The 21,801-nt window shown below is 47.0% G+C and carries 22 protein-coding genes and 1 pseudogene; 13 read left to right on the top strand and 10 right to left on the bottom strand.

What is annotated here, in order from left to right:
• The first annotated feature begins 18 nt into the window (after positions 1 to 18).
• The 3 genes from IT084_RS09990 to IT084_RS10000 all read left to right on the top strand — a co-directional run bounded on the left by IT084_RS09990 (position 19) and on the right by IT084_RS10000 (position 2,317).
• The gene (locus IT084_RS09990) at positions 19 to 663 is read left to right on the top strand and encodes an adenylate kinase (protein ID WP_195712724.1); all 645 of its coding nucleotides are present in this window, start codon (positions 19 to 21) and stop codon (positions 661 to 663) included.
• Between the two features lie 65 nt (positions 664 to 728).
• The gene (locus IT084_RS09995; RefSeq protein ID WP_195712725.1) at positions 729 to 1,487 is read left to right on the top strand and encodes a class I SAM-dependent methyltransferase; all 759 of its coding nucleotides are present in this window, start codon (positions 729 to 731) and stop codon (positions 1,485 to 1,487) included.
• On the top strand, positions 1,484 to 2,317 hold the full coding sequence (locus IT084_RS10000) for an MTAP family purine nucleoside phosphorylase (RefSeq protein ID WP_195712726.1): 834 nt from the start codon (positions 1,484 to 1,486) through the stop codon (positions 2,315 to 2,317). Before IT084_RS09995 ends, IT084_RS10000 begins: the two co-directional genes overlap by 4 nt.
• Before the next feature lie 121 nt (positions 2,318 to 2,438).
• On the opposite strand, the gene IT084_RS10005 is transcribed toward IT084_RS10000, so the two are convergent.
• From IT084_RS10005 to IT084_RS10030, 6 genes are all read right to left on the bottom strand, one after another.
• Positions 2,439 to 3,149 carry an ABC transporter ATP-binding protein gene (locus IT084_RS10005; RefSeq protein ID WP_195712727.1) on the bottom strand — a complete coding sequence of 237 codons (711 nt, stop codon included), beginning with the start codon at positions 3,147 to 3,149 and terminating at the stop codon, positions 2,439 to 2,441.
• Entirely contained in the window at positions 3,149 to 3,919 is a 771-nt protein-coding gene (locus IT084_RS10010; protein ID WP_195712728.1) for an ABC transporter ATP-binding protein, read from the bottom strand. The genes IT084_RS10005 and IT084_RS10010 overlap by 1 nt, the downstream gene beginning before the upstream one ends.
• Positions 3,900 to 4,904: a branched-chain amino acid ABC transporter permease gene (locus IT084_RS10015; RefSeq protein WP_195712729.1), complete on the bottom strand. Its 1,005-nt coding sequence runs from the start codon at positions 4,902 to 4,904 to the stop codon at positions 3,900 to 3,902. The genes IT084_RS10010 and IT084_RS10015 overlap by 20 nt, the downstream gene beginning before the upstream one ends.
• Positions 4,905 to 4,919: 15 nt before the next feature.
• On the bottom strand, positions 4,920 to 5,804 hold the full coding sequence (locus tag IT084_RS10020; RefSeq protein ID WP_195712730.1) for a branched-chain amino acid ABC transporter permease: 885 nt from the start codon (positions 5,802 to 5,804) through the stop codon (positions 4,920 to 4,922).
• Between the two features lie 74 nt (positions 5,805 to 5,878).
• Positions 5,879 to 7,054, bottom strand: a complete 1,176-nt coding sequence (locus IT084_RS10025; protein WP_195712731.1) for an ABC transporter substrate-binding protein — start codon at positions 7,052 to 7,054, stop codon at positions 5,879 to 5,881.
• Between the two features lie 358 nt (positions 7,055 to 7,412).
• Positions 7,413 to 7,781: a helix-turn-helix domain-containing protein gene (locus IT084_RS10030; RefSeq protein ID WP_207744518.1), complete on the bottom strand. Its 369-nt coding sequence runs from the start codon at positions 7,779 to 7,781 to the stop codon at positions 7,413 to 7,415.
• A 112-nt stretch (positions 7,782 to 7,893) separates the two neighbouring features.
• Between IT084_RS10030 and trxB the strand changes: the two genes are divergently transcribed.
• The 4 genes from trxB (at position 7,894) to IT084_RS10050 (ending at position 11,104) form a co-directional block, all read left to right on the top strand.
• Positions 7,894 to 8,820, top strand: coding sequence for a thioredoxin-disulfide reductase (trxB, locus tag IT084_RS10035; protein ID WP_195712732.1), 927 nt, complete (start codon positions 7,894 to 7,896; stop codon positions 8,818 to 8,820).
• Positions 8,821 to 9,127: 307 nt separating this feature from the next.
• A complete protein-coding gene (gene meaB, locus IT084_RS10040; RefSeq protein WP_207744519.1) occupies positions 9,128 to 10,084 on the top strand; it encodes a methylmalonyl Co-A mutase-associated GTPase MeaB in 957 nt (318 codons plus the stop codon).
• Positions 10,085 to 10,152: 68 nt separating this feature from the next.
• Positions 10,153 to 10,839 (top strand): metal-dependent hydrolase, encoded by a 687-nt coding sequence (locus tag IT084_RS10045; protein ID WP_195712734.1) that lies wholly within the window; start codon positions 10,153 to 10,155, stop codon positions 10,837 to 10,839.
• Entirely contained in the window at positions 10,829 to 11,104 is a 276-nt protein-coding gene (locus IT084_RS10050) for a hypothetical protein (RefSeq protein ID WP_195712735.1), read from the top strand. The genes IT084_RS10045 and IT084_RS10050 overlap by 11 nt, the downstream gene beginning before the upstream one ends.
• Here the strand turns inward: IT084_RS10050 and IT084_RS10055 are convergent.
• Positions 11,101 to 11,895, bottom strand: a complete 795-nt coding sequence (locus tag IT084_RS10055; RefSeq protein WP_195712736.1) for a hypothetical protein — start codon at positions 11,893 to 11,895, stop codon at positions 11,101 to 11,103. The two genes, IT084_RS10050 and IT084_RS10055, sit on opposite strands and share 4 nt — an antisense overlap.
• Positions 11,896 to 12,553: 658 nt before the next feature.
• On the opposite strand from IT084_RS10055, the gene IT084_RS10060 reads away from it, so the two are divergent.
• Complete coding sequence (locus IT084_RS10060; RefSeq protein ID WP_195712737.1) at positions 12,554 to 15,343, top strand: helicase C-terminal domain-containing protein; 2,790 nt, start codon at positions 12,554 to 12,556, stop codon at positions 15,341 to 15,343.
• A gap of 409 nt (positions 15,344 to 15,752) precedes the next feature.
• Here the strand turns inward: IT084_RS10060 and IT084_RS10065 are convergent, their stop codons facing one another.
• Positions 15,753 to 16,154, bottom strand: coding sequence for a TIGR04086 family membrane protein (locus tag IT084_RS10065; protein ID WP_195712738.1), 402 nt, complete (start codon positions 16,152 to 16,154; stop codon positions 15,753 to 15,755).
• A 77-nt stretch (positions 16,155 to 16,231) separates the two neighbouring features.
• On the bottom strand, positions 16,232 to 16,375 hold the full coding sequence (locus tag IT084_RS10070) for a hypothetical protein (RefSeq protein WP_195712739.1): 144 nt from the start codon (positions 16,373 to 16,375) through the stop codon (positions 16,232 to 16,234).
• Between the two features lie 224 nt (positions 16,376 to 16,599).
• On the opposite strand from IT084_RS10070, the gene IT084_RS18845 reads away from it, so the two are divergent.
• The 5 genes and pseudogenes from IT084_RS18845 to IT084_RS10095 all read left to right on the top strand — a co-directional run.
• On the top strand, positions 16,600 to 17,688 hold the full coding sequence (locus IT084_RS18845) for a tetratricopeptide repeat protein (RefSeq protein ID WP_195712740.1): 1,089 nt from the start codon (positions 16,600 to 16,602) through the stop codon (positions 17,686 to 17,688).
• A gap of 177 nt (positions 17,689 to 17,865) precedes the next feature.
• The gene (gene folE, locus IT084_RS10080) at positions 17,866 to 18,426 is read left to right on the top strand and encodes a GTP cyclohydrolase I FolE (protein WP_195712741.1); all 561 of its coding nucleotides are present in this window, start codon (positions 17,866 to 17,868) and stop codon (positions 18,424 to 18,426) included.
• A 17-nt stretch (positions 18,427 to 18,443) separates the two neighbouring features.
• Entirely contained in the window at positions 18,444 to 18,629 is a 186-nt protein-coding gene (locus IT084_RS10085) for a YpmA family protein (RefSeq protein ID WP_195712742.1), read from the top strand.
• A gap of 19 nt (positions 18,630 to 18,648) precedes the next feature.
• Complete coding sequence (gene surE, locus IT084_RS10090; protein ID WP_195712743.1) at positions 18,649 to 19,419, top strand: 5'/3'-nucleotidase SurE; 771 nt, start codon at positions 18,649 to 18,651, stop codon at positions 19,417 to 19,419.
• A gap of 104 nt (positions 19,420 to 19,523) precedes the next feature.
• Positions 19,524 to 19,945: pseudogene (locus IT084_RS10095) on the top strand (ABC transporter ATP-binding protein); the annotation flags it as partial.
• A 32-nt stretch (positions 19,946 to 19,977) separates the two neighbouring features.
• Here the strand turns inward: IT084_RS10095 and spoVB are convergent.
• A complete protein-coding gene (gene spoVB / locus IT084_RS10100; RefSeq protein ID WP_195712744.1) occupies positions 19,978 to 21,525 on the bottom strand; it encodes a stage V sporulation protein B in 1,548 nt (515 codons plus the stop codon).
• Positions 21,526 to 21,801 lie beyond the last annotated feature (276 nt).

Below are 21,801 nucleotides of genomic sequence, written 5' to 3' on the forward strand. Positions count from 1 at the left end.
TAGAGGAGGGGGATTAATTTGAAACTGTTAATCATGGGGCCGCCCGGCGCCGGAAAAGGTACGCAGGCGGAAGTGCTGGTCAAGGAATTAAATATCACCCACATTTCCACCGGTGATATGTTCCGCGCCGCAATCAAGGAAGGAACCGAAATGGGCAAAAAAGCCAAGGAATACATGGACAAAGGGGCCCTTGTACCCGACGAAGTGGTTGTCGGCATGGTCAAGGACAGGCTGTCCAAGCCCGATTGCGCCGGTGGATTTTTACTGGACGGTTTCCCGCGTACCTTGGAACAGGCCAAGTCACTGGACGCCACACTTAAGGAAATGAACATCAAGCTGGACGGCGTGATTAATATTGCCGTCCCCAGGGAAAAACTAATGGCTCGTTTAACGGGACGCCGGGTATGCCGCGGGTGCGGGGCAAGCTATCATATATTATTCAACAAACCGCAGGTAGAGGGTAAATGCAACAGCTGTGGCGGCGAACTGTACCAGCGGAGCGATGATAACGAGGAAGCGGTGGGCAACCGCCTTGACGTTTATGAAGCCCAGACCCAGCCGCTGATAGACTATTACAAGGCCCAGGGATTGCTGCTAAACATCAACGGTGACCAGGAAATCAAGAAAGTGCTCGAGGATATCCTGGCCAGTTTAAAGAAATAATTAACGAGCCTCCGGTTAAATTAAACCGGAGGCTTTAAAAATTTAAACGCGGGTGTGGTTTAAAAATGGATCAATACAGCGGGTTGGCCCGTATATATGATTACCTGGTTTCCGGTGTTGATTTTGAAGGCTGGATCGATTATGTGGAGGCATTAATGCATCATTTTAACCTCCGGGCCGGAAGCGTCGCAGACCTGGCCTGCGGAACGGGCAACACGACCATTCCTTTTGCCCGGCGCGGCTACAAGACAACCGGCGTCGATATAGCCGGTGAAATGCTGGCATGCGCCCGTAATAAAGCGGCGGCGGATGGTTTGGAAATAAATTTTATCCAACAGGATATGAGACATTTTACCTTACCCGAAAAAGTCGATCTGGTAACCTGTTTTCACGACGGTTTAAATTATTTACCGGATATCAGCGATATTAAAAAAACTTTCCTGAGAGTTCATGAAAACCTGAATGAAAAAGGGGCGTTTATCTTTGACCTTAATGCCGTGATCTGGACGGCCGGAGTTGATCACAATGTCGCCGTGGTCGACGAACAGGATATTACCTTAATTTGGGAAACAAGCTACAACGATATAATTAACACCTGGCAAATCAAACTTACCGGTTTTGTTCGGGAAAACAACCATTACTATAAATTTACGGAAATACACAGTGAAAAAGCATACAACCCGGAAGACATCGCCGCCTGCCTGCGGGAATCCGGATTTGACCTGCTGGGCAGCTTCAACGCCTTTAGCTTCGACCCGATACAACATAACAGCGTCCGTCATTTTTATGTTGCGCAAAAATTAAACCGGGGTGATGTAAAATGAGTCAAGACCTGATACCGGCGGCTGGTTACGCCGTAATCGGAGGTTCGGGTACTTTTTCCATCAATTTTCCCGAAGACCTGGGCCTGCAAGAAATTGAAGTAATTAACGACAAATTAACTTTCGCCACACCTTTTGGTGAAAGCCCCACATTTAAATTGTTTACCTGCGGCAACAAACGCGTTTTGACATGTAAAATGCATGGATGGCGCGCCGGGTGCAGCCGGGGTGACGCTTCAAGACAATTATTCTGGGTTCTTCAGCAAGCCGGCGTTAAAAAAATTATCGTTGATGGGGGGGTAGGGTCCATCAACCACCTTTTAAAGCCCCGCGACATATTAATACCCTCCGATTATCTTGATTTTTCCATGCGTAAAGACGTGGGTCTGGGCGGATCCTTTTTACTGAGCATGAGGCAACCCGTCTGCCCTCAAATAGCGCGAACTTTATTCACCACGGCCGAGCGTTTACATAAAACGGGCAAGGTTTTTGACCGCGGAATATACGCAGTTACCGATGGCAGGCACTTTGAGAGCCCCGCCGAGGTCCAAATGCTCGCCCGCCTGGGTGCTGACATGGTTGGCCAGAGCATGTGCCCCGAAGTTTACCTGGCCCGGGAAATAGGCGCCTGTTACGGGCGCATTGATATAGTGGTGAACTATGCCGAAGGAATTGTTGCCGATTGGGAACATCGCGAGTTGGCCGACATATTTTACAATGAATCGAAGACCATTGCCTCCATCGTCATTGAAACGCTTAAGCAACTGGACGAAAGTGACGCCTGTGGTTGCCCGGAGCTAAGATATAACACTCTTTTGCGGGATGATCATTAAATTCAGATAAGTAGTAATTTGAGGTACCTTAAACCGTTATGCCGTTTTTACGTGCTATTGTCCTTATTTGAAAAAAACTCCGCCTTGAGCGGAGTTTCTGTTGCGGCCTATGAGACAAATTTCAGGCAATTTCCCCCAGGTACGCCGAGCGTACCTTTTCATTTTGCTGCAGCTCCCTGGCATCTCCGGATAATACCACCCGGCCGGTTTCCAGTACGTAGGCCCGGTGGGCCACCTGCAAAGCCATAAAGGCGTTTTGTTCAACCAGTAAAATGGTAGTTCCCTGGCTGTTAATGGTTGAGATGATGGAAAATATCTCTTCCACCAGGATGGGGGAAAGACCCATGGACGGTTCATCCAGCAATAATAACTTGGGCTTGGACATCATACCCCGGCCAATGGCCAGCATTTGCTGTTCTCCGCCTGAAAGGGTACCGGCCAATTGTTTGGCGCGCTCTTTCAGGCGGGGAAAGCGGGTAAAAACTTCGTCCAGCGATGCGGCAATTTCCCCCTTGTCGCGTCTGGTATAGGCCCCCATGCGTAAGTTTTCCAGCACCGTCATATCGCCAATAACCTTGCGCCCCTCCGGAACATGGGAAAGACCCATTTCTACTATTTTATGGGGAGGGATGCCGGTGATATTCCGTCCCTCAAAGGTGATGGTGCCTGCTTTAGGCTTAATCAGGGACGAAATGGTACGCAGGGTAGTGCTTTTGCCCGCACCGTTGGCCCCAATCAATGTCACGATTTCACCCTGTTTTACTTCAAAGGATATACCGTGAAGGGCTTTAATTAACCCGTAATATATATCCAGATCTTTAACTTCCAGCATCAGGCCACAGCCCCCTTGCCCAGGTATGCCTGCAATACCCGTGGATCTTGTCGTACGTCGCCCGGCAACCCGGCGGCGATGACCTGGCCGAAATCCATCACGACCACCCGCTCACAAAGGTTCATCACCAGGCCCATCTGGTGTTCGATCAGTAGTACGGTAAGTTTAAATTGCTCTTTAATTGACCTGATCAATTGAACGAGGTTCATCACCTCGGAAGGGTTCATGCCGGCAGCCGGCTCATCCAGTAATAAAAGCCGCGGGTTACCTGCCAGGGCCCGGGCGATTTCCAGGCGGCGCTGGTCGCCGTAAGGCAGGCTGGCCGCAGTGTCATTGGCCCGGTGGGCCAGGTTTAAAGTGTCCAGCAACTCCATGGCGGCACCGGTAATTCTTTTCTCCTCGGCCCGGAATCTAGGCGTACGGAAAACCGCGTCAAGTAAACTGTAAGCTGCTTTGGGGTGGAAAGCGGCCCTAACATTGTCCAGAACAGTATTGTTTTTGAACAATCGAATGTTTTGGAATGTCCTGGCAATACCCGCATTGCATATATCATGGGGAGGAAGGCCCACCAGGCTCCGCCCCTCAAAATTAATGATCCCCGAAGTGGGAGGGAAATGGCCGGTGATTAAATTAAAAACCGTTGTTTTGCCGGCCCCGTTGGGTCCAATCAGCCCGACGATTTCTCCGGGCTGGAGCGTTAAGTTGAAATTGTTCACTGCCTGCAACCCGCCAAAGGCCTTGCAAAGGTCTTTAACTTCCAGCAGCGACATGTTGTTTTCCCTCCTTTGTGATGACGGCCCGCGGGGCAAAGAAGCCAAATTCCTTGTTGCCGAACAACCCCTGCCGGCGCACCAGTACCAGTACCACCAGCAATACCGCGTAGATGACGCCGCGCCAGTCCATAAACGCTTCCCCTAGGACGAACCGCAAACCTTCCAGTAAAAAAACCCAGCCAATGGCGGTAACCACCGTACCCGTTAAGCTGCCCATCCCACCGGCCACCACAATGATAAGAAAATTAAAGGATTGTAGGAAATCAAAGCTGGTGGGGTGTAAAAAAGGGTACCGGTGGGCGTAAATGCCTCCCGCCAGCCCGGCCAGAGCGCAGCCAAATATAAAAACCAACAGCTTATACTTGGCGGGGTTGATGCCCACGGCTTTGGTGGCTATTTCATCTTCCCTGATGGAGGTGCAAACTCGCCCGTAAGTTGAATGCAAGAAATTGCGGGAAATAATTATCGCCAACGCAGTAAAAAACAGTACCCATTCAAAGGTGGCCACCTGGGGTATGCCGGTCATGCCAGTGGCCCCACCCAACTCGGGAATCAGTTTATTGGCATTATCCAAACCGACCTTGACAATAACACCGAAGCCCAGGGTGGCAATACCCAGGTAATCCGATTGCAATCTCAGCACGGGTTTGCCGATTAAATAGGCCACCAGCCCGGTAAAGATTACACCCACAAACAATGATAGCAGGAAAGCGGGGATGCTTCCCGTACCCAGTGTTTTACTGACCAGACCGGCACTATAAGCCCCAAGGCCGTAAAAAGCGGCATGGCCGATGGAAAACTGGCCCGTAAAACCAAAAATCAGGCTGAGGCCCAGGGCACCGATAACATAAATCAGGCTCTGGTCGAGAACCCGCTGCCAGTACGGATTAATCACGCCCGAAATAACAGCAAACTTAACCACAGCATAAAAAACAACTACACCGATAATCGATTTAGCCAATTGATTACCCTTCATTCCCATAAGCATTACCGCCTTTTAAACCTTTTCCGGTTCCGTCCGACCGAGTATACCGGACGGCCTGAATAACAATACAATAATCAAAATGGCAAAAGCAATGGCGTCACGCAACTGGGAGGAGATAAAAGCAGCCGTCATGGTTTCCACCTGGCCCATAATCAATGCTCCCAACACGGCGCCGGGGATAAGTCCAATCCCGCCCAATACCGCGGCAGTGAAGGCTTTTAATCCGGGCATGATCCCCATAAAGGGTTGGATTTGCGGATAGGCAATGGCGTAAAGCACTCCGCCCATGGCAGCCATGGCGGATCCAAGAGCAAACGTAAAGGAAATGGTGCGGTCCACATTAACGCCCATCAAGCGAGCGGCGTCATGGTCAAAGGAAACCGTACGCATGGCCGCGCCGACCTTGGTGCGATGGACAATCCACTGTAACAAGATTAACATGCCCACCACGGCAACCAGGATCAGCAATTGGATATTGGTAATTGTTATACCGCCGATGTGCCAGCTTATTTCGGGCAGCGGGCGTTGCACCACGCGGTAGTTGGCGCCGAATACGAACTTCAGGGAACAAAAATATTCCAGGAAAAAAGACACGCCGATGGCGCTGATCAGCGCCACGATGCGGGGAGCGTAACGCAGAGGCCGGTAGGCTATGCGTTCAATAACCACCCCGAGTATGGCGCATATTACCATAGACACCAAAATGGCTACGGGCCAGGGTAGGCCCCAGTAGGTAAAACCGAAATAGCCCAAGAACGCGCCCACCATAAAGACGTCGCCGTGAGCAAAGTTAATCAGCTTGACAATACCGTACACCATTGTATAACCTAGGGCAATTAAAGCGTAAACCAGTCCCAACTGTATTCCGTTAATCACTTGATTCAAAAAAAACTCCATGTCCTTAATACCCCCAAAAACGACATAGCCGGGGGAAAGAGCACAAAACCCTATCCCCCGGTTTTAAACTAATGTTATGGTTTAACAGTGGTAACAAATTTGTAACTTCCGTCCTTTTGGACCTGGAGGATGGCAGCCGCTTTAACAGGGTTACCCTGATCGTCAAAGGTAATATTACCGGAAACCACCGGGTAATCTTTAATGGCCTGCAGGGCTTCCTTAATCTTAGCCGGGTCATTGGACTTGGCGTCCTCAATGGCCTTCAATACCAGCTTGGTGGCGTCATATGCAAGAGTGGCGAAGGAATCCGGCTCAGAGCCGTACTTTTCTTTAAACTTAGTAACCCAGTTGGCCACTTCCGGGCGCGGGTCGTCCGAAGAATAGTGAGCGGTGAAATACCCGCCGTCCATAGTGGCAAAATCCAACTCGGTGGAGTCCCAACCGTCGCCGCCCAGGAATGCGGCGGTTATGCCCTTATCCCGGGCCTGTTTGCCGATCAAGCTGACTTTTTGATAGTAGTCCGGCAGGTATAGAATATCCGGTTGTTGCTTGGCAATATTTGTTAATACAGCAGAGAAGTCTACGTCCTGCTGGGCATAAGCCTCTTCGGCGATGACCTTGCCGCCGCCCTTTTCAAATTCTTGTTTAAACGCTTTTGCCAGCCCGATGGTATAATCGTTGCCCTGGTCATACATAATGGCAGCGGTCTTGGCTTTCAAGTCATTAAGGGCAAACCTGGCCCCCACAGTGCCTTGGAAGGGGTCGATAAAGCAAGCCCGGAATATGTAATCCTTACGGTCTGGGTCCATGGTAACCTTGGCGGCTGTGGCCGTGGGTGAAACCATTACCACACCTTTGGCCTGGGCAATGGCAGAGGCCGGGATAGTGCATTTCGAGGTTACAGATCCTACGATAGCTGCCACTTTATCCTGGTCGATCAGTTTTGTGGCCACGTTGGTTGCTTCAGTGGCGTCATTACGGTCATCAACAATTACTTTCTCAATGGTAAAATCGCCGGCTTTGTAATTGGCCTCTTCCAAGGCCAGTTCAAATCCTTTTTGCACCGATTCGCCAAAAGTCTTAACGTCGCCTTGCAAGGGGGTCATTAGGCCGATCTTCACTACATTACCGCTGCTGCCGTTTTGCTCCTGTTGCGCGCCCTGTTCCTTGGCCCCGCCGCATCCGCTAACCACCAGGGCAACGGCTATAACGGCCACCGCTAAAAACAAAAACCATTTGGATTTACTCACTTAACCTACCTCCCATTATTTATTTTAAGTGACCTGAAAAATTTTGAGCCGGTTGGTTTATCCCCCCTCCACTTTCAGCTTTTTTGCATAAATTTAAAGCAATTAAAGTATATTCGTTGGGTGAGTGAATTTTCCTGCCGTTTAGACGGCTGTTTGCAAAATTTTTTGAAGATTGGGAGCAAGACGCATGTTTTCCCTGGTCTTGCTGGTATTGCTTCGGCAGAAACGGGCCCGGAAACATTAAAAGCAGGCATGGCACCGAGAGTTTAAACTTGGCGGATAATACAATAGTGGAATTTTTTTGAATAATAACCAACAATAAAAAAATTAGTGGTTTACAAGCTGGAATGATATAAGTTTAAGTTGCCGGGGTACCCTTATTTAATTCCTGCAGGTAGCATCTTATCTGCTTGATTATATTTATATATAACTTGAGTTCTTCGGCTGAACAATCCTTGACCGAGTTTACAAGCTCTTTGATCAATATATCTTCATCACTGGTCATGGCGGAAGGTTCTTTTTTCAATAAGTCCTCCACGTTGACATTTAAGGCGGCGGCGATTCTTTTCAACGTCTTAATGGAAGGTACTTTATTGCCGCGTTCCACCTGGCCGATGTAACTGTAGTGCAAGTTAGCTCTTTTACCGAGACCTTCCTGGGTTAACCCCAACTTGAGCCGTGTTTCCCTGATTGCCTTGCCCAGAATTAATCCACCTTCCGGTTTCAAAATAAATCCCTCCCATACCTGGAAACAATAAAATTAAGATTTGCCATTACGGAAACAATATTGTAAAATAACGATATTAATTAAGCATTTTCTAAATGGAGGTAATTATAGAATGGATACATATGATGTCGTTATCATCGGCGGCGGACCGGCCGGTCTTGCCGCGGGAATATATGCATCTAGAGCGGCTCTGAAAACGCTGTTGCTTGAAAAGGGAATGCCCGGCGGCCTTGCCGCAAGCACTGAAATAATTGAAAATTACCCGGGTTTTGCCGAGGGAATCGGCGGCCCGGAATTAATGATGCAAATGGAGGCCCAAGCTCGCCGGTTCGGCCTCGAGGTAAAGTCCGCCAATGCCGAATCAATAAAACCGGTTGAAAAAATTTTTGCAATCCAAACGGATGACGGCGAAATAAAAACTAAAACAGTAATCATAGCAACCGGCGCACAACCACAAAAACTTAAAGTTGAAGGTGAAGAGGAATTCCACGGTCGCGGCGTTTCCTATTGCGCAACGTGTGATGGGGCGTTTTTCAAGGACAAAATTGTTGCCGTGGTCGGCGGCGGCGATTCCGCAATCGAAGAAGCCTTGTATCTGACCAAGTTTGCCAGCCAGGTACACGTAATTCACCGCCGGGGCGAGTTAAGGGCAACCAAAATCCTTCAGCAGCGGGCAATGAATAACGAAAAAATTATTTTTCACTGGCACAGCGTCGTGGAAAAAATTGCCGGGCAGTCGACCGTCCAGGAAGTCACCCTGAAAGACGTTCGAACCGGGGAAACTGATAAACTTAACGTAAACGGCGTGTTTATTTACGTTGGAACCCGTCCGGTTTCCGAACTGGTTGGCAACTTGGTTCAACTCAACGAGCGCAACTATATCATCACCGACGAGAACATGCACACATCCAGGCCGGGTATTTTTGCAGCGGGAGACGTCAGACAAAAAACACTCAGGCAGGTGGTAACCGCTGTGGCCGATGGAGCCATTGCTGCCGTCTCAGCTGAAAAATACATTGAAGAAAACCTGAAGCCATAAAAAAAGATAGCTGTATCAACTGATACAGCGGAGAAAGGGAGAGGAGATTAGGTTATTAACAACTGATTACCTTTATTGTATTGAATAAATTGGGGCTCGGGAAATAGCTCTCGCTTAAACGGTTAAAATTGAGGCATTAACGGAAAAATACAGGTTAAACCGGTTGTCGCAACCCTCCTGAAACCCGGGAGGGCTTTTTATTTGTAAATTAAGATACTTTAAACAGGATTTCAACCTTTGAGCAGCGAAACACTAAATTTAAAAGGTTCGGAATTATTATTCTAAATCGCCTGGGAGGATGTTCTATATGCAGGATTTAATTGATAGATTTAAAGCGGGGGAAACCAGAGCGCTGGCCCGTTTGATATCAATGCTTGAAAATGAAGATCCTCAGCATGAGGAAATACTCAAACAGCTTTTTTATCGCACCGGTCAAGCTTACGTGGTCGGTTTTACCGGGTCGCCGGGTGCCGGAAAAAGCTCACTGGTGGACCAGGTGATTAAACATTTGCGCAAGGAGGGGCAAACCGTCGGCGTAATCGCCGTTGATCCAACGAGCCCTTTCACGGGCGGCGCTTTACTCGGCGATCGCATCAGAATGCAGGAGCATGCGCTGGACAAAGGCGTGTTTATCCGCAGTATGGGCACCAGAGGAAGCCTTGGGGGGTTGGCCAAAACAACCAAGGATGTGGTCAAGGCCATGGACGCGTTCGGTTTTAACTGGGTAATTATAGAAACCGTGGGCGTTGGCCAGGCGGAACTTGATATCATGCACGTTGCTGATACCACGGTGGTCGTTCTCACCCCCGGAGCGGGGGATGCCATCCAGACCATCAAAGCCGGAATCATGGAAATTGCAGACGTGTTTGCAGTTAATAAATGTGACTTGCCTGGGGCGGATAAAGTAGCCGCCGAGGTGGAAATAATGCTGGACCAGCAATGTGATCAAGTTGGGTGGAGACCGCCGGTGAAACTGGTTTCATCCTTGACCGGGCAGGGCATTGCCGACCTGGTGGCGGCAATTAAAACACACCGTCAACACCTGGAAGACAATAGTTTATTGTCCTTAAAGCGGAGGGAAAGAATACGGTCTGAAGCGTTAGAAATAGTAAACTACAAGTGGCAACAGAAGATACTTAAGCAAATCAACATACCCGGCAGGCTTAACGACCAGCTGGAGCGGGTAATGAATAAAGAAATCGATCCGTATACCGCGGCGGATTTTATTTTGGATTACGTCGTTTCCGGACCAACCGGTAAATAAATACAACTGGTAAAATTGGTTGCACTTTAATGTTAATAGTTAATAGCTGTTTTTTAGGGGATGATTTTATGAAAATTACCTTCCTGGGCCATGCCGGTTTTTTGCTGGCGGGTGAAATGAATATTCTGATTGATCCGTTTTTAACCGGCAATCCCGTAGCAACAGTAACACCCGATGAATTAACCGCCGACCTGATCTTTGTTTCGCACGGGCATGGAGACCACCTGGGTGACGCGATCAGTCTGGCCAAGAAAACAGGAGCCACGATCGTTTCGGTGTTTGAAATCGCCACTTACTGCAGTAAATATGGAGTACAGACTCATCCAATGCATATTGGCGGAAGCAATCGTTTCGGTCCGGTTATGGTTAAGCTGACCCCGGCATTACACGGCAGTGGGTTACCGGCCGGAGACGGCTCAATCCAGTACCTGGGGAACCCGTGCGGCTTTATATTTACCCTGGATGGAAAAACAATCTATCATTCCGGGGACACGGGGCTGTTCGGCGATATGGAGTTAATCGGCAAACGCAACCCCGTTGACCTGGCCATGCTACCAATCGGGGATAATTTTACCATGGGCATGGAAGATGCGCTGGAAGCGGTAAAATTAATTAAGCCCAACGTGGTCATACCCATGCATTACAATACATGGCCTGTTATTGCCCAGAACCCCCGTGAATTCAAAGAGAACGTGGAGAAAGAGACCCCGGCCCGCGTAATTATATTGGAACCCGGAGAAAGCTATGAATTATAACACCGGCAATTTTAACGGCGTGCCAGCCGTAAAAGCCGCCGAAGAGGTATTAAACCATCTTTCGCAGGCGGTGAATAAACTTAAAAAAGCGAGGGCCGGCGACTTGCCGGAAGTCTACGCCGCTTTTTTACACGGCCAGGCTTACGGTCTCGCCCTGGCCCTGCGCTTGCTCTACCCGGGGCCGGGCAATTGGGGGGAAAAGGCCGCTTTATTGGTTAGACCGGTGATTACGGAACATAAATGTGAATGCGAAGACAGCCATTAGTTACCGGGACTAATTACTTCATCGGGAATATATATATCCTTGAAGGGTAAAGATTTTGTTGATCGCAGGACCCGGCCCGTGCGAACAAAAGTGGGCCTGTTGTTTTGGTTACGCAAACCAGTCCGGTAGACCACAACGGAAATGTCATACGCGTTTACCATTCGATGAATACCGGGCACTAATACACGCAGATCAAGCCCGTGTTCTACAGCGTTGTTTTTATCTTCAACATGCAGATAAATTACGCGCCTGGACTGATTTTGGCCACCGGCAGTTTCCAGATGAACGGCCGGTGGCTTTTGTTCTTCATTCTCCAACGATTTCGGATCCAGGTTCAAACAACTGACCAGAATATTTTTGTCCCGAAGTTTAAAACCATTACCAGCGAATATAACTCCAAACCCGCGTCTTAAGTAACCCGAGGCAAGACCCAGTTCACATATGGCCCGCGTTGGCTGATCAGCCAGCTTAAGCTCCGTGATTTTTTCCGCCAGGCCCGGACAATCCCGTAATATTGCGAGATCCGCTCCGATAACGGCGGCGAACAAAGAATGAGGTCCCGGATAATCCCTCCCGCTCATTTCGGCAAACGCCAATTCCTCTTGTGCCCGGTACCAAAGATAGGCCACAGGAGCAACCCCGACCCCACCAGTACCAATACCGCAACCGAAACTCACCTTTCCACCGTGCGCTTTCTTTATTGATTTTAAGTTTTCTTTTAGCCACGGCACGCCCAGGGCGGATTCCAGGTGTTCCACCGCCCGGCGAATGTTAATTAATCTTTCATCCATTTTCCATCCTCCCAACAGTTAGGTGAAGGAAAAAACAGCACGTTAAAAGAATACTTGTTAAAAAACACATGGGGATTTAATAATACTGACTAGATTTCGCTGCAAAAACCGGTACTTGTATCAGGCGCTCCGGCGGTATCAATCGTTCGTTTCACAATTTTACTCTTGAGACCGGTAAAACTTGTAGTTAACGCTTGCAACTTACTGCCTAACTACTTCTTCACGCCCTAAGGGGTCATGTCTTTTGGGATATGACGGGCTAGGGACCGCATCCAGTGCTCCACTCACTCCAGAAATCCGCCGGATCGCCTGCCACTGTGGTGTTTTTGCAGTTAAATCTGACTTTAATTACTCGCGATAATATCCGCCTGGCCCTGTCAATATTCGCCGTGTAAAACTCCACACCTGTCGATCTTTGTTTTTTTACCATCTTTTCAAACATTTCTTTAGTAACGATTATCCCGGTTTCATTCAGTGCGGGAATTTTTGACCGTCCTTTGAAACATGGCCCAAAATAAATAAACGGTTCATAAACAATTTTAAATAGTAAACTGCAGTTTGTGACTGCTGAAAAGCAAAACTTGCAGGAACAATAATACAGGACAGGCTAAAAAGCAATGAAAAACCAGCCGGAAAAGTTAAAGCGGGAAGTGAGATTTTGCGAGACTTTATCGTCTGTGACCTGGAAACCACGGGGTTTATCCCCGGCAAAGATAAAATTATGGAAATCGCTCTGATTAAAGTTGTGAACGGCATTATTGTGGACAAATTTTATTCTTTAATCAACCCCGAATGCAAGATCCCCCTCAGGATAAAAAGGTTAACCGGAATCAACGAAGCGGAACTTTTTAGCAGTCCAACCCTGCAACAGGTATTCCCTCATTTGTCCGGCTTCATGCTTAAAGTTCCGCTGGTCGGTCACAATATTGGCTTTGACCGTTCTTTTCTGGAGGCTTCCCTTGATTGTCGTTTACCATTCACGGATTTTTTAGATACCCTGGAGCTTGCGCGCATTATAACGCCTGAGCTGCCCGGGCACAGTCTCGGCAGCCTGTCCAACAGCTTGCGGTTGAACCACCGGCCTCAACACCGGGCGCTGGATGACGCTTTGGCCACCGCGGAATTGTTATTTACCTTATTAAGCGAGGTGTCCCTTTTGAGATTGGAGGTTCTATTTCATCTATCATCCTTACTAAAGGCGGGTAAGTCCCCCTGGGCCAAAATATTGGAAGACTTAATTAAGAAAAAGATGCAGCACTTTGCCGCGGATAAGATTTCCGGCAAGGTTCCAATCAGGGAACCCGCAAAAGATCATCACCGGCAAGCAGGGACCGCCTCCCCAAAATCCAATCATAATGATTTAACGGTGGATTTTCTACTGGGACCAGATAGCCCACTTTCCCGGGTATGGCCCAATTACCAGTTCCGCCGGGAACAGGTTGCAATGGCCCGGGCGGTTAATCAATCTTTACATAAGCAAAAGATTCTATTGGCTGAAGCAGGCACGGGAACAGGTAAATCACTGGCATACTTATTACCCGCTCTGCTATGGTCTTGTAAAAATCACCAACGGACTCTTATTGCAACCAATACGATTAATTTGCAGGAACAAATCTGGCAAAAAGATATCCCGTTATTGCAAAAAGCCCTGGATTTTCCATTCCGGGCCGCGCTGCTCAAAGGCCGGCAAAACTATATTTGTCTGCGTCGTTTTTTCCATCTCCTTTCCCAGGCCGGCAACCTGGCGCCGGAGGAAGCCATGCTCATGGCCCGGACCCTGGTCTGGTTGCAAAAAACCGATACCGGTGACAGGGCCGAGTTGGCTCTTTTCGGCCAGGATAACGAAACCTGGTTGCAAATGTGTTCCGACAGTGAATCATGCCTGGGAAGCGGCTGCGGTTGGTTCAACCGTTATTGTTTTGTCTCACGGGCCAGATGGAAGGCGGAGAATTCGGAACTGGTAATTATTAATCATTCGCTGCTTTTTTCTAATATTGCATCGGATTATAAATTACTTCCGCCCCATGGTGCACTGGTAATCGACGAAGCTCATCATATCGTGGAAACAGCCACCCGGCACCTGGGAATAAAGGTCTCCGGCAAACATATTATGCAATGGCTTTCCATAGCGGGTAAAACCATCAGAAGATTAAGCGAACTCCGCCCGCCGCAACGCGATCCGGGCTGGCCCGCCGCCCTTAAGCAAGGTGAACAATCAAGACATAAATTAACAGAGCATGTCAAAACTTTTTTTAGATGCTTAATCGATTCCTGTATTAAACACCAGAAGAAAACGCCAGGCTACAATACAAGTAAAATTCGTTTACATCGTGAAAAAGAGATCATCAAATCAATAGAAGCCGATTACCAAAACATGCTCTATTACCTGCGTGATTTTAATGCCTGCTTAAAGAATATCGCCAAGTGGGTTGACACATGGTCCGCTGTTGACATGTCCTGGGACAAAACGACACATGATCTTGGGGCTATTATTGAAACCGGCTCCGCTTTTCTCGCGGACCTTACGTTTATAATGGAAAACCCCCCGGAAAACTATGTGTGTTGGATTGAAATATTTGAGTACGACACCGTCCCGGGGGAGAACTGTGTTTTGAACGCCACCCCCATTGACGTCAGCGAATTATTATGTAAACGGTTATTCGATACAACCCGAGCGATTATCCTGACATCCGCCACGATGACCGTGGATAACAACTTTGAATATTACATTAAACAATGCGGTCTTGACCGGTTGCCCGCCGGCGTGACAGAAACTCTAATCGTGGAATCACCCTTTAATTATGAAGACCAGTGCCTTTTGTGCATACCGGACGATATTCCTTTATTCGGCGAAACCAGCGGAGAACATTATATAAACGCGCTGGTGGATACGATATTTAAACTGGTACTGGACGCAGGTGGAAGGACACTGGTACTGTTTACATCGCATAAACTATTGCGAGATGTTTATTACAAAGTTAAACCGTTGTTTGACGAAGTAGATATTTGCCTGCTGGGCCATAATTTAGACGGGGGACGCTCAAAGCTAGTGGAAGAGTTCTCCCGGGGTGAGCGCTGCGTGTTATTCGGCTCCTCCAGTTTCTGGGAAGGGGTGGATATCCCCGGTGATACCCTGGTACAGGTGATTATCGTTAAACTGCCTTTTGCTCCACCGAATGACCCGGTGTTCGAAGCTAGAAATGAAAAAATTATTACCTCGGGCTTAAACGGTTTTTATGAATTAAGCTTGCCTAATGCGGTCATCCGGTTTAAACAAGGTTTCGGGAGGTTGATTAGGGGCGAAAAGGACCGGGGGGCGGTAATAGTCCTTGACAGGCGCATTACTAAAAAGCAATATGGAAGGATTTTTTTAAATTCGTTGCCGGTAAAATCCTATCTCCACGGGGATGTGGAATTGATCAAGAAAAAACTTACAAGTTGGATTTAAAAGGCACATCCGTGCCATCGATTCAATAATATATATAATAAAAAACAACGAAGGAGAGTGAAAGTTTTGCGGGTATACTTCGTTCGTCTTCCTTCATTTTTGCGCAACTGGTTGTTAAAAGTATGGAAATAAACGGGAGAGCAGGCTGCTGTAGCCTGCTTTTTTATTTGCGATACGCTCTTTGTAAAAAACGATTTGTGGTATAGTGCATTACAAATTGCAATTGCTTTTAAACTGCATATAATAAATAAACATATACTTTAAACCGGAGGCATGTGATTAATGCCTGGAAAGACCCTTAATCGTTTTTTCTGCGGGTTGATTATGTTAGGCATAGGAATAATCTTGCTTGTCTGCTCATTTTTCATCAAGTAAGAAAAAGCCGCTTCCGCCGTTTATTCGTAAATAGTTATTTAGATAACCCGACCCCCAAAACACCACCAACGGCCCCGGCCATTAGAGAGAAAAATCCTTTTTGTAACAGCATTATGGATGTTACACCCATGTGAAGAAAGGCTTTTGCTATCAACAAGCCCAGTACAATAAATAATAAAGCCACAGCTATACCATGCAAAAGTCCCTTACAACCCGCTTCCCGGGCGGCAAAAACGCTACCGAGAAAGATACTTAAATAAAATAACGAGGTAGCAGTTACAGGCAGTGTTTTTTCCGTCAGCGACGTGACATGGTAAAAAATGCCCGATATTGTGCAACCTAAAATGGTAATTATCAGAGCCGCAATTACGCCTTTAAATACCGCGTTAAGTTTAAAAGAGAAATAACCTGATTTTTCCTCTCTCAGGGGCGTCATGATCCCACCTCCATGTTTTTAAAATAATTACTATGTCCATTTCGCCAAAGTATACCAACATTAATAAAAAAACCGGCTTATTTACCGGTTTTTTCTTCAACATGGTTGGTAAAATCATGTTCCCACCGCCCGTCAAGATTAATTAACGGCGCAGAGCCCGTAGGCTCTCCTACGAAGGCGTCTCCGCGCGCCCTGGATGGCCTGGTTTGTTTTTTTTTCATCTTTTTTCTCCTCCGTTTTTAGAGAAAAATTATATATTATTCTTGTTTAATAATCTCATTTTTAAGGTAAAAAAATACTGAAACATTTAGTCACGGTTTCTTTTTTTTGTTTTTAATGCCCAATGTTTAATATATTTATATTTAAATGGATTCATTGGCAGGATATGGAATATTTCAGGTCGAATATATTTAAACCAAACCTGCTTTAAAAGGAGAGTGGTTTGGTGGAAAAGATAATTAGCAAAGCTTCAGTGATAAGAGGTAGCGCCGTGGCACTATTTGTCCTGGCTTTGGCTATCGAGACGCTGGGTTCGGAAAACCATGCCCTGAACCTGATTAAAAAAGCTATGGATAAATTCCCACAAAACCGCACATTGCATTTGCACGCCAGCCGTTTATACCTGAAAAAGGGACAGGTGGATAGTGCCGTAATACATTGGAAAAAAGCAGTCGGATCTGAAAATATCGGCAGTTTTCTATACTGGCTGGACAATTCTCAAAAACATTTCTTGTTGTCCGGAAGATCAAACCAAATCAACGAGGAATTGAATGGCCCGGACAAACTTTCTGGGACTATCCGCAAATGGCCGGTTAAACAGCAGCCGTTAAACGACATGGGCCTGAGTTTGCTGGAGAGGGGATACGTTAGCGAAGCCCTGCAGGTATTTTTAAAGGACCTGCAGAAAGGGAAGGAAGATCCGTCTTTGTTGTTTAATATTGGTCTTTCCTTCAGCAAGTTGAACAGACACGAGGAAGCGCTGGAATACTATGAAAGGGCACAAAGCATGGGTTTAAACAACCCGGGATTATTAAACAACAAAGGGTACAGTTTATTTAGCATGGGCCGGTTTGAAGAGGCCCTGACGTGTTATGAATTAGCAAGAGGCTTAGCCCCTAACGATTACATAATTTTAAACAACCTGGCGGCATGCTATTTAAAAAATAACCAACTGGACCGGGCCGAAAACTGCTTTAACGCCGCCGTAAAAAACAATCCCGGGGATGCAACGCTGGAAAATAACCTGGCTATGTGTCTGGAAACGATGGGTAAAACCAGGGAAGCAATCAACCATTATGATAAAGCTTTATTTATGGCAAAAAACATTAAGGTCAAAAAGAAAATCCTGTTTAATAAAATTATCTGCTTGATCAAATTAAAAAGTTACCACGAAGCGCTTGCTGCTTGCGACAGTATGCCGCATGATGATTCGGAATTTGAAATTTGGGGGATGCGGGCGGAATTGCTTAATGAATTAGGCCGAATTGAAGAGGCGGCAGAAAGTTATCGAAAAGCGATGGGCTTGACCGGTTAACCAACGGGCGCAAATGTGCCCATTTTTTTATTTACAAAAGCAGGACGAGCGCGAAAAAAGAAGAAGTATTTTAAATTACGAGTTAATAGTTATAATAAAATCCGGATCATCCCTCAGACGCCGGACACACATGATGATGAAATTGCTCACAACATTTATGAAGGGAGAGAAGAAACCATGGTAGACCTGGACAAAATTGAAGTTGCCGTACGCATGATTCTTGAAGCCATTGGAGAGGACCCCGACAGGGAGGGTCTGAGGGAAACACCGGCCCGGGTTGCCAGGATGTATCAAGAAATATTTTGCGGCCTCTGGGATGATCCTGAAATGCACTTGCAAAAGATGTTTTCTGAGGAACACGAGGAAATGGTTCTGGTAAAAGACATCCCAATTTATTCCATGTGTGAACACCACCTGTTGCCCTTTTACGGGAAGGCCCATGTTGCTTATATCCCCCGCAAAGGTAACGTCACGGGCCTATCCAAGTTGGCCAGAGTGGTGGAGGGATTTGCCAAGAGACCTCAATTACAGGAAAGGTTAACTACGCAGATAGCGGATACAATAATGAAAAAACTTAATCCTCACGGCGTGCTTGTTGTCATTGAAGCGGAGCACATGTGCATGACCTTGCGAGGTGTTCGAAAACCCGGTTCGAAAACGATTACTTCGGCGGTACGCGGGCAATTCCAGCGTAGCGAGGCTACAAGGGCAGAAGCATTTTCATTAATAGGAAAATGATCGGGAGGGAATTCTAGTTGAATCATGATAATTTTCCGCAAGGTAAACTTGAACTGATTGCTCATAAATCATTCCCCGCTTATGAAGATATGTATAAAGTAGTGGATTTTCTTAATAAAAATTTAAAAGATAAAAAAATCATGTTCGGTCTTACGAAAAATGATAAAGAAAACACTATGACCATATCAATTTACGAATTTTGATTTCCCCTGGAGGAATGAAATGCGGATACTGCTCAGCAATGACGACGGCATTCTCGCCCCCGGATTAAAGGAAGCCAAACACGCGCTCGATCCCCTGGGTGAAGTTTTCATTGTAGCACCCGAACGTGAAAGAAGCGGTACGGGACACGGTATTACTGTTCATAAACCCCTTAGGCCAAAGCAAGTTAACTTTTCAGACGGGACATGGGGTTGGTCCGTCAACGGCACGCCTGCCGACTGCGTTAAACTAGCGATCGAGGCGTTAATGCCGCAAGCCCCGGATATTGTTGTGTCCGGGATTAATTTTGGCGCCAATTTAGGCACCGATGTGCTGTATTCCGGTACCGTATCCGCCGCCATCGAAGGGATTATCAATGGTATAACCTCGGTAGCCATATCCCTGGCGACTTACGAACATGAAAATTTTCAATATGCAGCGGCGTTTTTAACGCGCGTCATTCCACTATTGTTGAAAATCAGCCGGGAAACGGGATGTGTACTAATAAACATCAATGTCCCTCCTGGCAAGCCCAAAGGAGTTAAGGTGACCCGATTGGGAAACCGGCGTTACGTCAACATATTTCACAAGCGAATCGACCCGCGCGGTCGTGTTTATTACTGGATGGCGGGAGAACCGGAGGATACGCCCCCCGACAAATTCCCGGTCGATGTGGATGTTGATTTTGAGGCCGTCAAAAACAATTACATTTCTATGACGCCATTGCATTTTGACCTGACCGATTTTGATGCCATTCGGAAGCTTAGCCGGATGATTACCGAGTTTAAATAATTGCTTATCCCTGTAACCGCAGAATAGTTTTATTCCATGGAGACTATTGATAACGGCCAGCCTGATGGGTATCAATGTCAACAGGATCATTTCTTTTACCTGGAGATGGGCTCGTATACGGCGCGTATATTAGGAAAAACAAAGCCAAGATCAGGGAATCAATCGCCAACGTGTTCAACCGTTTTAAACGGCTCAAGGGAAGAAAAGACCAGCTGGCAGGGACGTTGAGCGGTGGTGAACAGCAGATGCTGGCCATCGACCGGGTTTTAATGTCTAAACCAAAACTGATTTTACTGGATAAGCCGTCTATGACCCCGGCCCCCAAGCTGGTCTGGGAAATTTTCTCCATTATCAAGGAAATTAAACAGGCCGGCGCAACGATTATACTGGTGGAGCAAAACGCCCATATGGCCCTGTCGGTTGCTATCGGGCTTACGTCTTGGAAACCGGGGAAATTGTCCTCCGGGGTACAGCCGAGGAAATGGCCAATAACCCGGAAGTAAAAAAAGCTTATTTGGGAGAATAGACCAACCCGGCAACGGTTGGAAAGATAATAATTTAAAACCAGAAAATCGCTTTGAATTTCTTTTTATCTTCTTCGTTAAATCCCCCGGTGAGAAGCATCAATAAAATGTATATTATCCCACCAATCAACAGGCATACAAACAATGTCGCGCCGACGCCGGCTCCGTACTCCGGCATTGTATTTTTCAGGTATGTAATTGCTAAAGACATACCAATAGCGGAAACTAGAGGTTTAAAAATATTTTCCCTGAAATCAAATTGAAAACCGGTAAGTTGAAATAAAGTGAACATGTTTAACACCGCCATGATGACATACCCGGCACCAACCGCCAGGGCGCTACCTTTAATGCCCAGCTGGGGCATGGCCGTTAAATAATAAATGCCGCCCAAACAAAACAGGGACGACAGTACCAGGTTTTTAAAGGGAATGTCGGCCCTGCCGATACCCTGCAATATGCCGGTTGTCGCCTGCTGCAGATACAGAAAGGGACCGGCCAGGGCCATGATCCGTAAACTAACTCCCGCCTGCTGATATCCAAACAATACACCGCAAAGCTCTTCCGCCAGTAAAAGAAAAACAAATGCCGCCGGCAATCCCACCTGCACCGTCAAACGCAGAGCATCCAGAATGCGATTTCTGATCAGATGCGGGTTATTCAACGCCATCGCATCCGACATGGCCGGAACCAGTGCCGTTGCCAATGCCATGGTTACCACGCCCGGTATAAACAGCAAAGCCTCGGCAATACCAATAAACTGCCCGTAAGCACTGGTTGCCTGAGCCAGAGACATACCCGCAACAGTTAACCTTTTGGGAATCAGGATGGCTTGAAGCGACATGAGAGCAGTCGCTACAAACCTGGTTAATGTAACAGGCACAACCAAATTAAATATCCTGGTCAAAATATCTCTTAACCGAATAACCGCCGGCGTTTGAGTTCCTAAAACAGGCCTGCGGGTCCTATATATACGAAGCATTAGGATAAAACCCGTAAGTTCGCCGGTCACAACGCCCAGCGACAGCCCCACTGCGGCGTACTCAATTCCGAAGGGCAACAAAAAATACGCTATGGTTAAACCTGCCGCCACCCTGACCAACTGCTCGATGGTCTGGGTAACGGCGGTTGGAGTCATTTGCTGTAATCCCTGAAAAAAACCGCGAAAAGCAGAACAAAGGGAAACTATCGTAATACCGGGGATCAAACATAAAAAACAATAATAAACCTTGGGGTTGGGAAAAACATAACCCTTTAAAAAGGGCGCGCCTAGAATCAACAACAGGGTAAAAAACATACTGGTAAAAACCAACATTACCAGAGACAACTTAAAAATCCTATATGCACCCCGCATATTGTTTCTAGCTGCTTCCTCGGCCACCAGCTTGGCGATGGCCAGCGGAATTCCAGCGGTAGCCAGTACAAGCACCATTATATAAATAGGGAAAACCATATTAAAAAGACCGACACCCTCGGGGCCGATTAAACGGATCATAGCAATTTGATAAAAAAAACCAAGCAACCGGTTGATTAAACCCGCGGCCAACAGCACCACTGCTCCTTGCAAAAAAGAGTAACCGGCCATATATTACCACCCTTATTTAAAACTAGAATATGTTTATGTTTAAATGCTCAAACCTATGAAAAACTGGAAATTCAAATAAAAAATTTTAAATTTAATCAAAAGGACAAGGATTTTTTGTTCTGTTGTAGAAGTAGATAGAGTTAGCCGGAAACCCGTATTGCTGAGGCCAAAGGAGCCCAGAGGGGGTTATTTTTGTGTTTAAACCCATATTTAGGCATTTTGGCTACAGTTAAAGTATAGAAAAAGGGTTGGAGGGAAACCATTATTTACAAAAGG

The sequence above is a fragment of the Desulfallas sp. Bu1-1 genome (assembly GCF_015594625.1).
Lineage (GTDB): Bacteria > Bacillota > Desulfotomaculia > Desulfotomaculales > Desulfallaceae > JADNRQ01.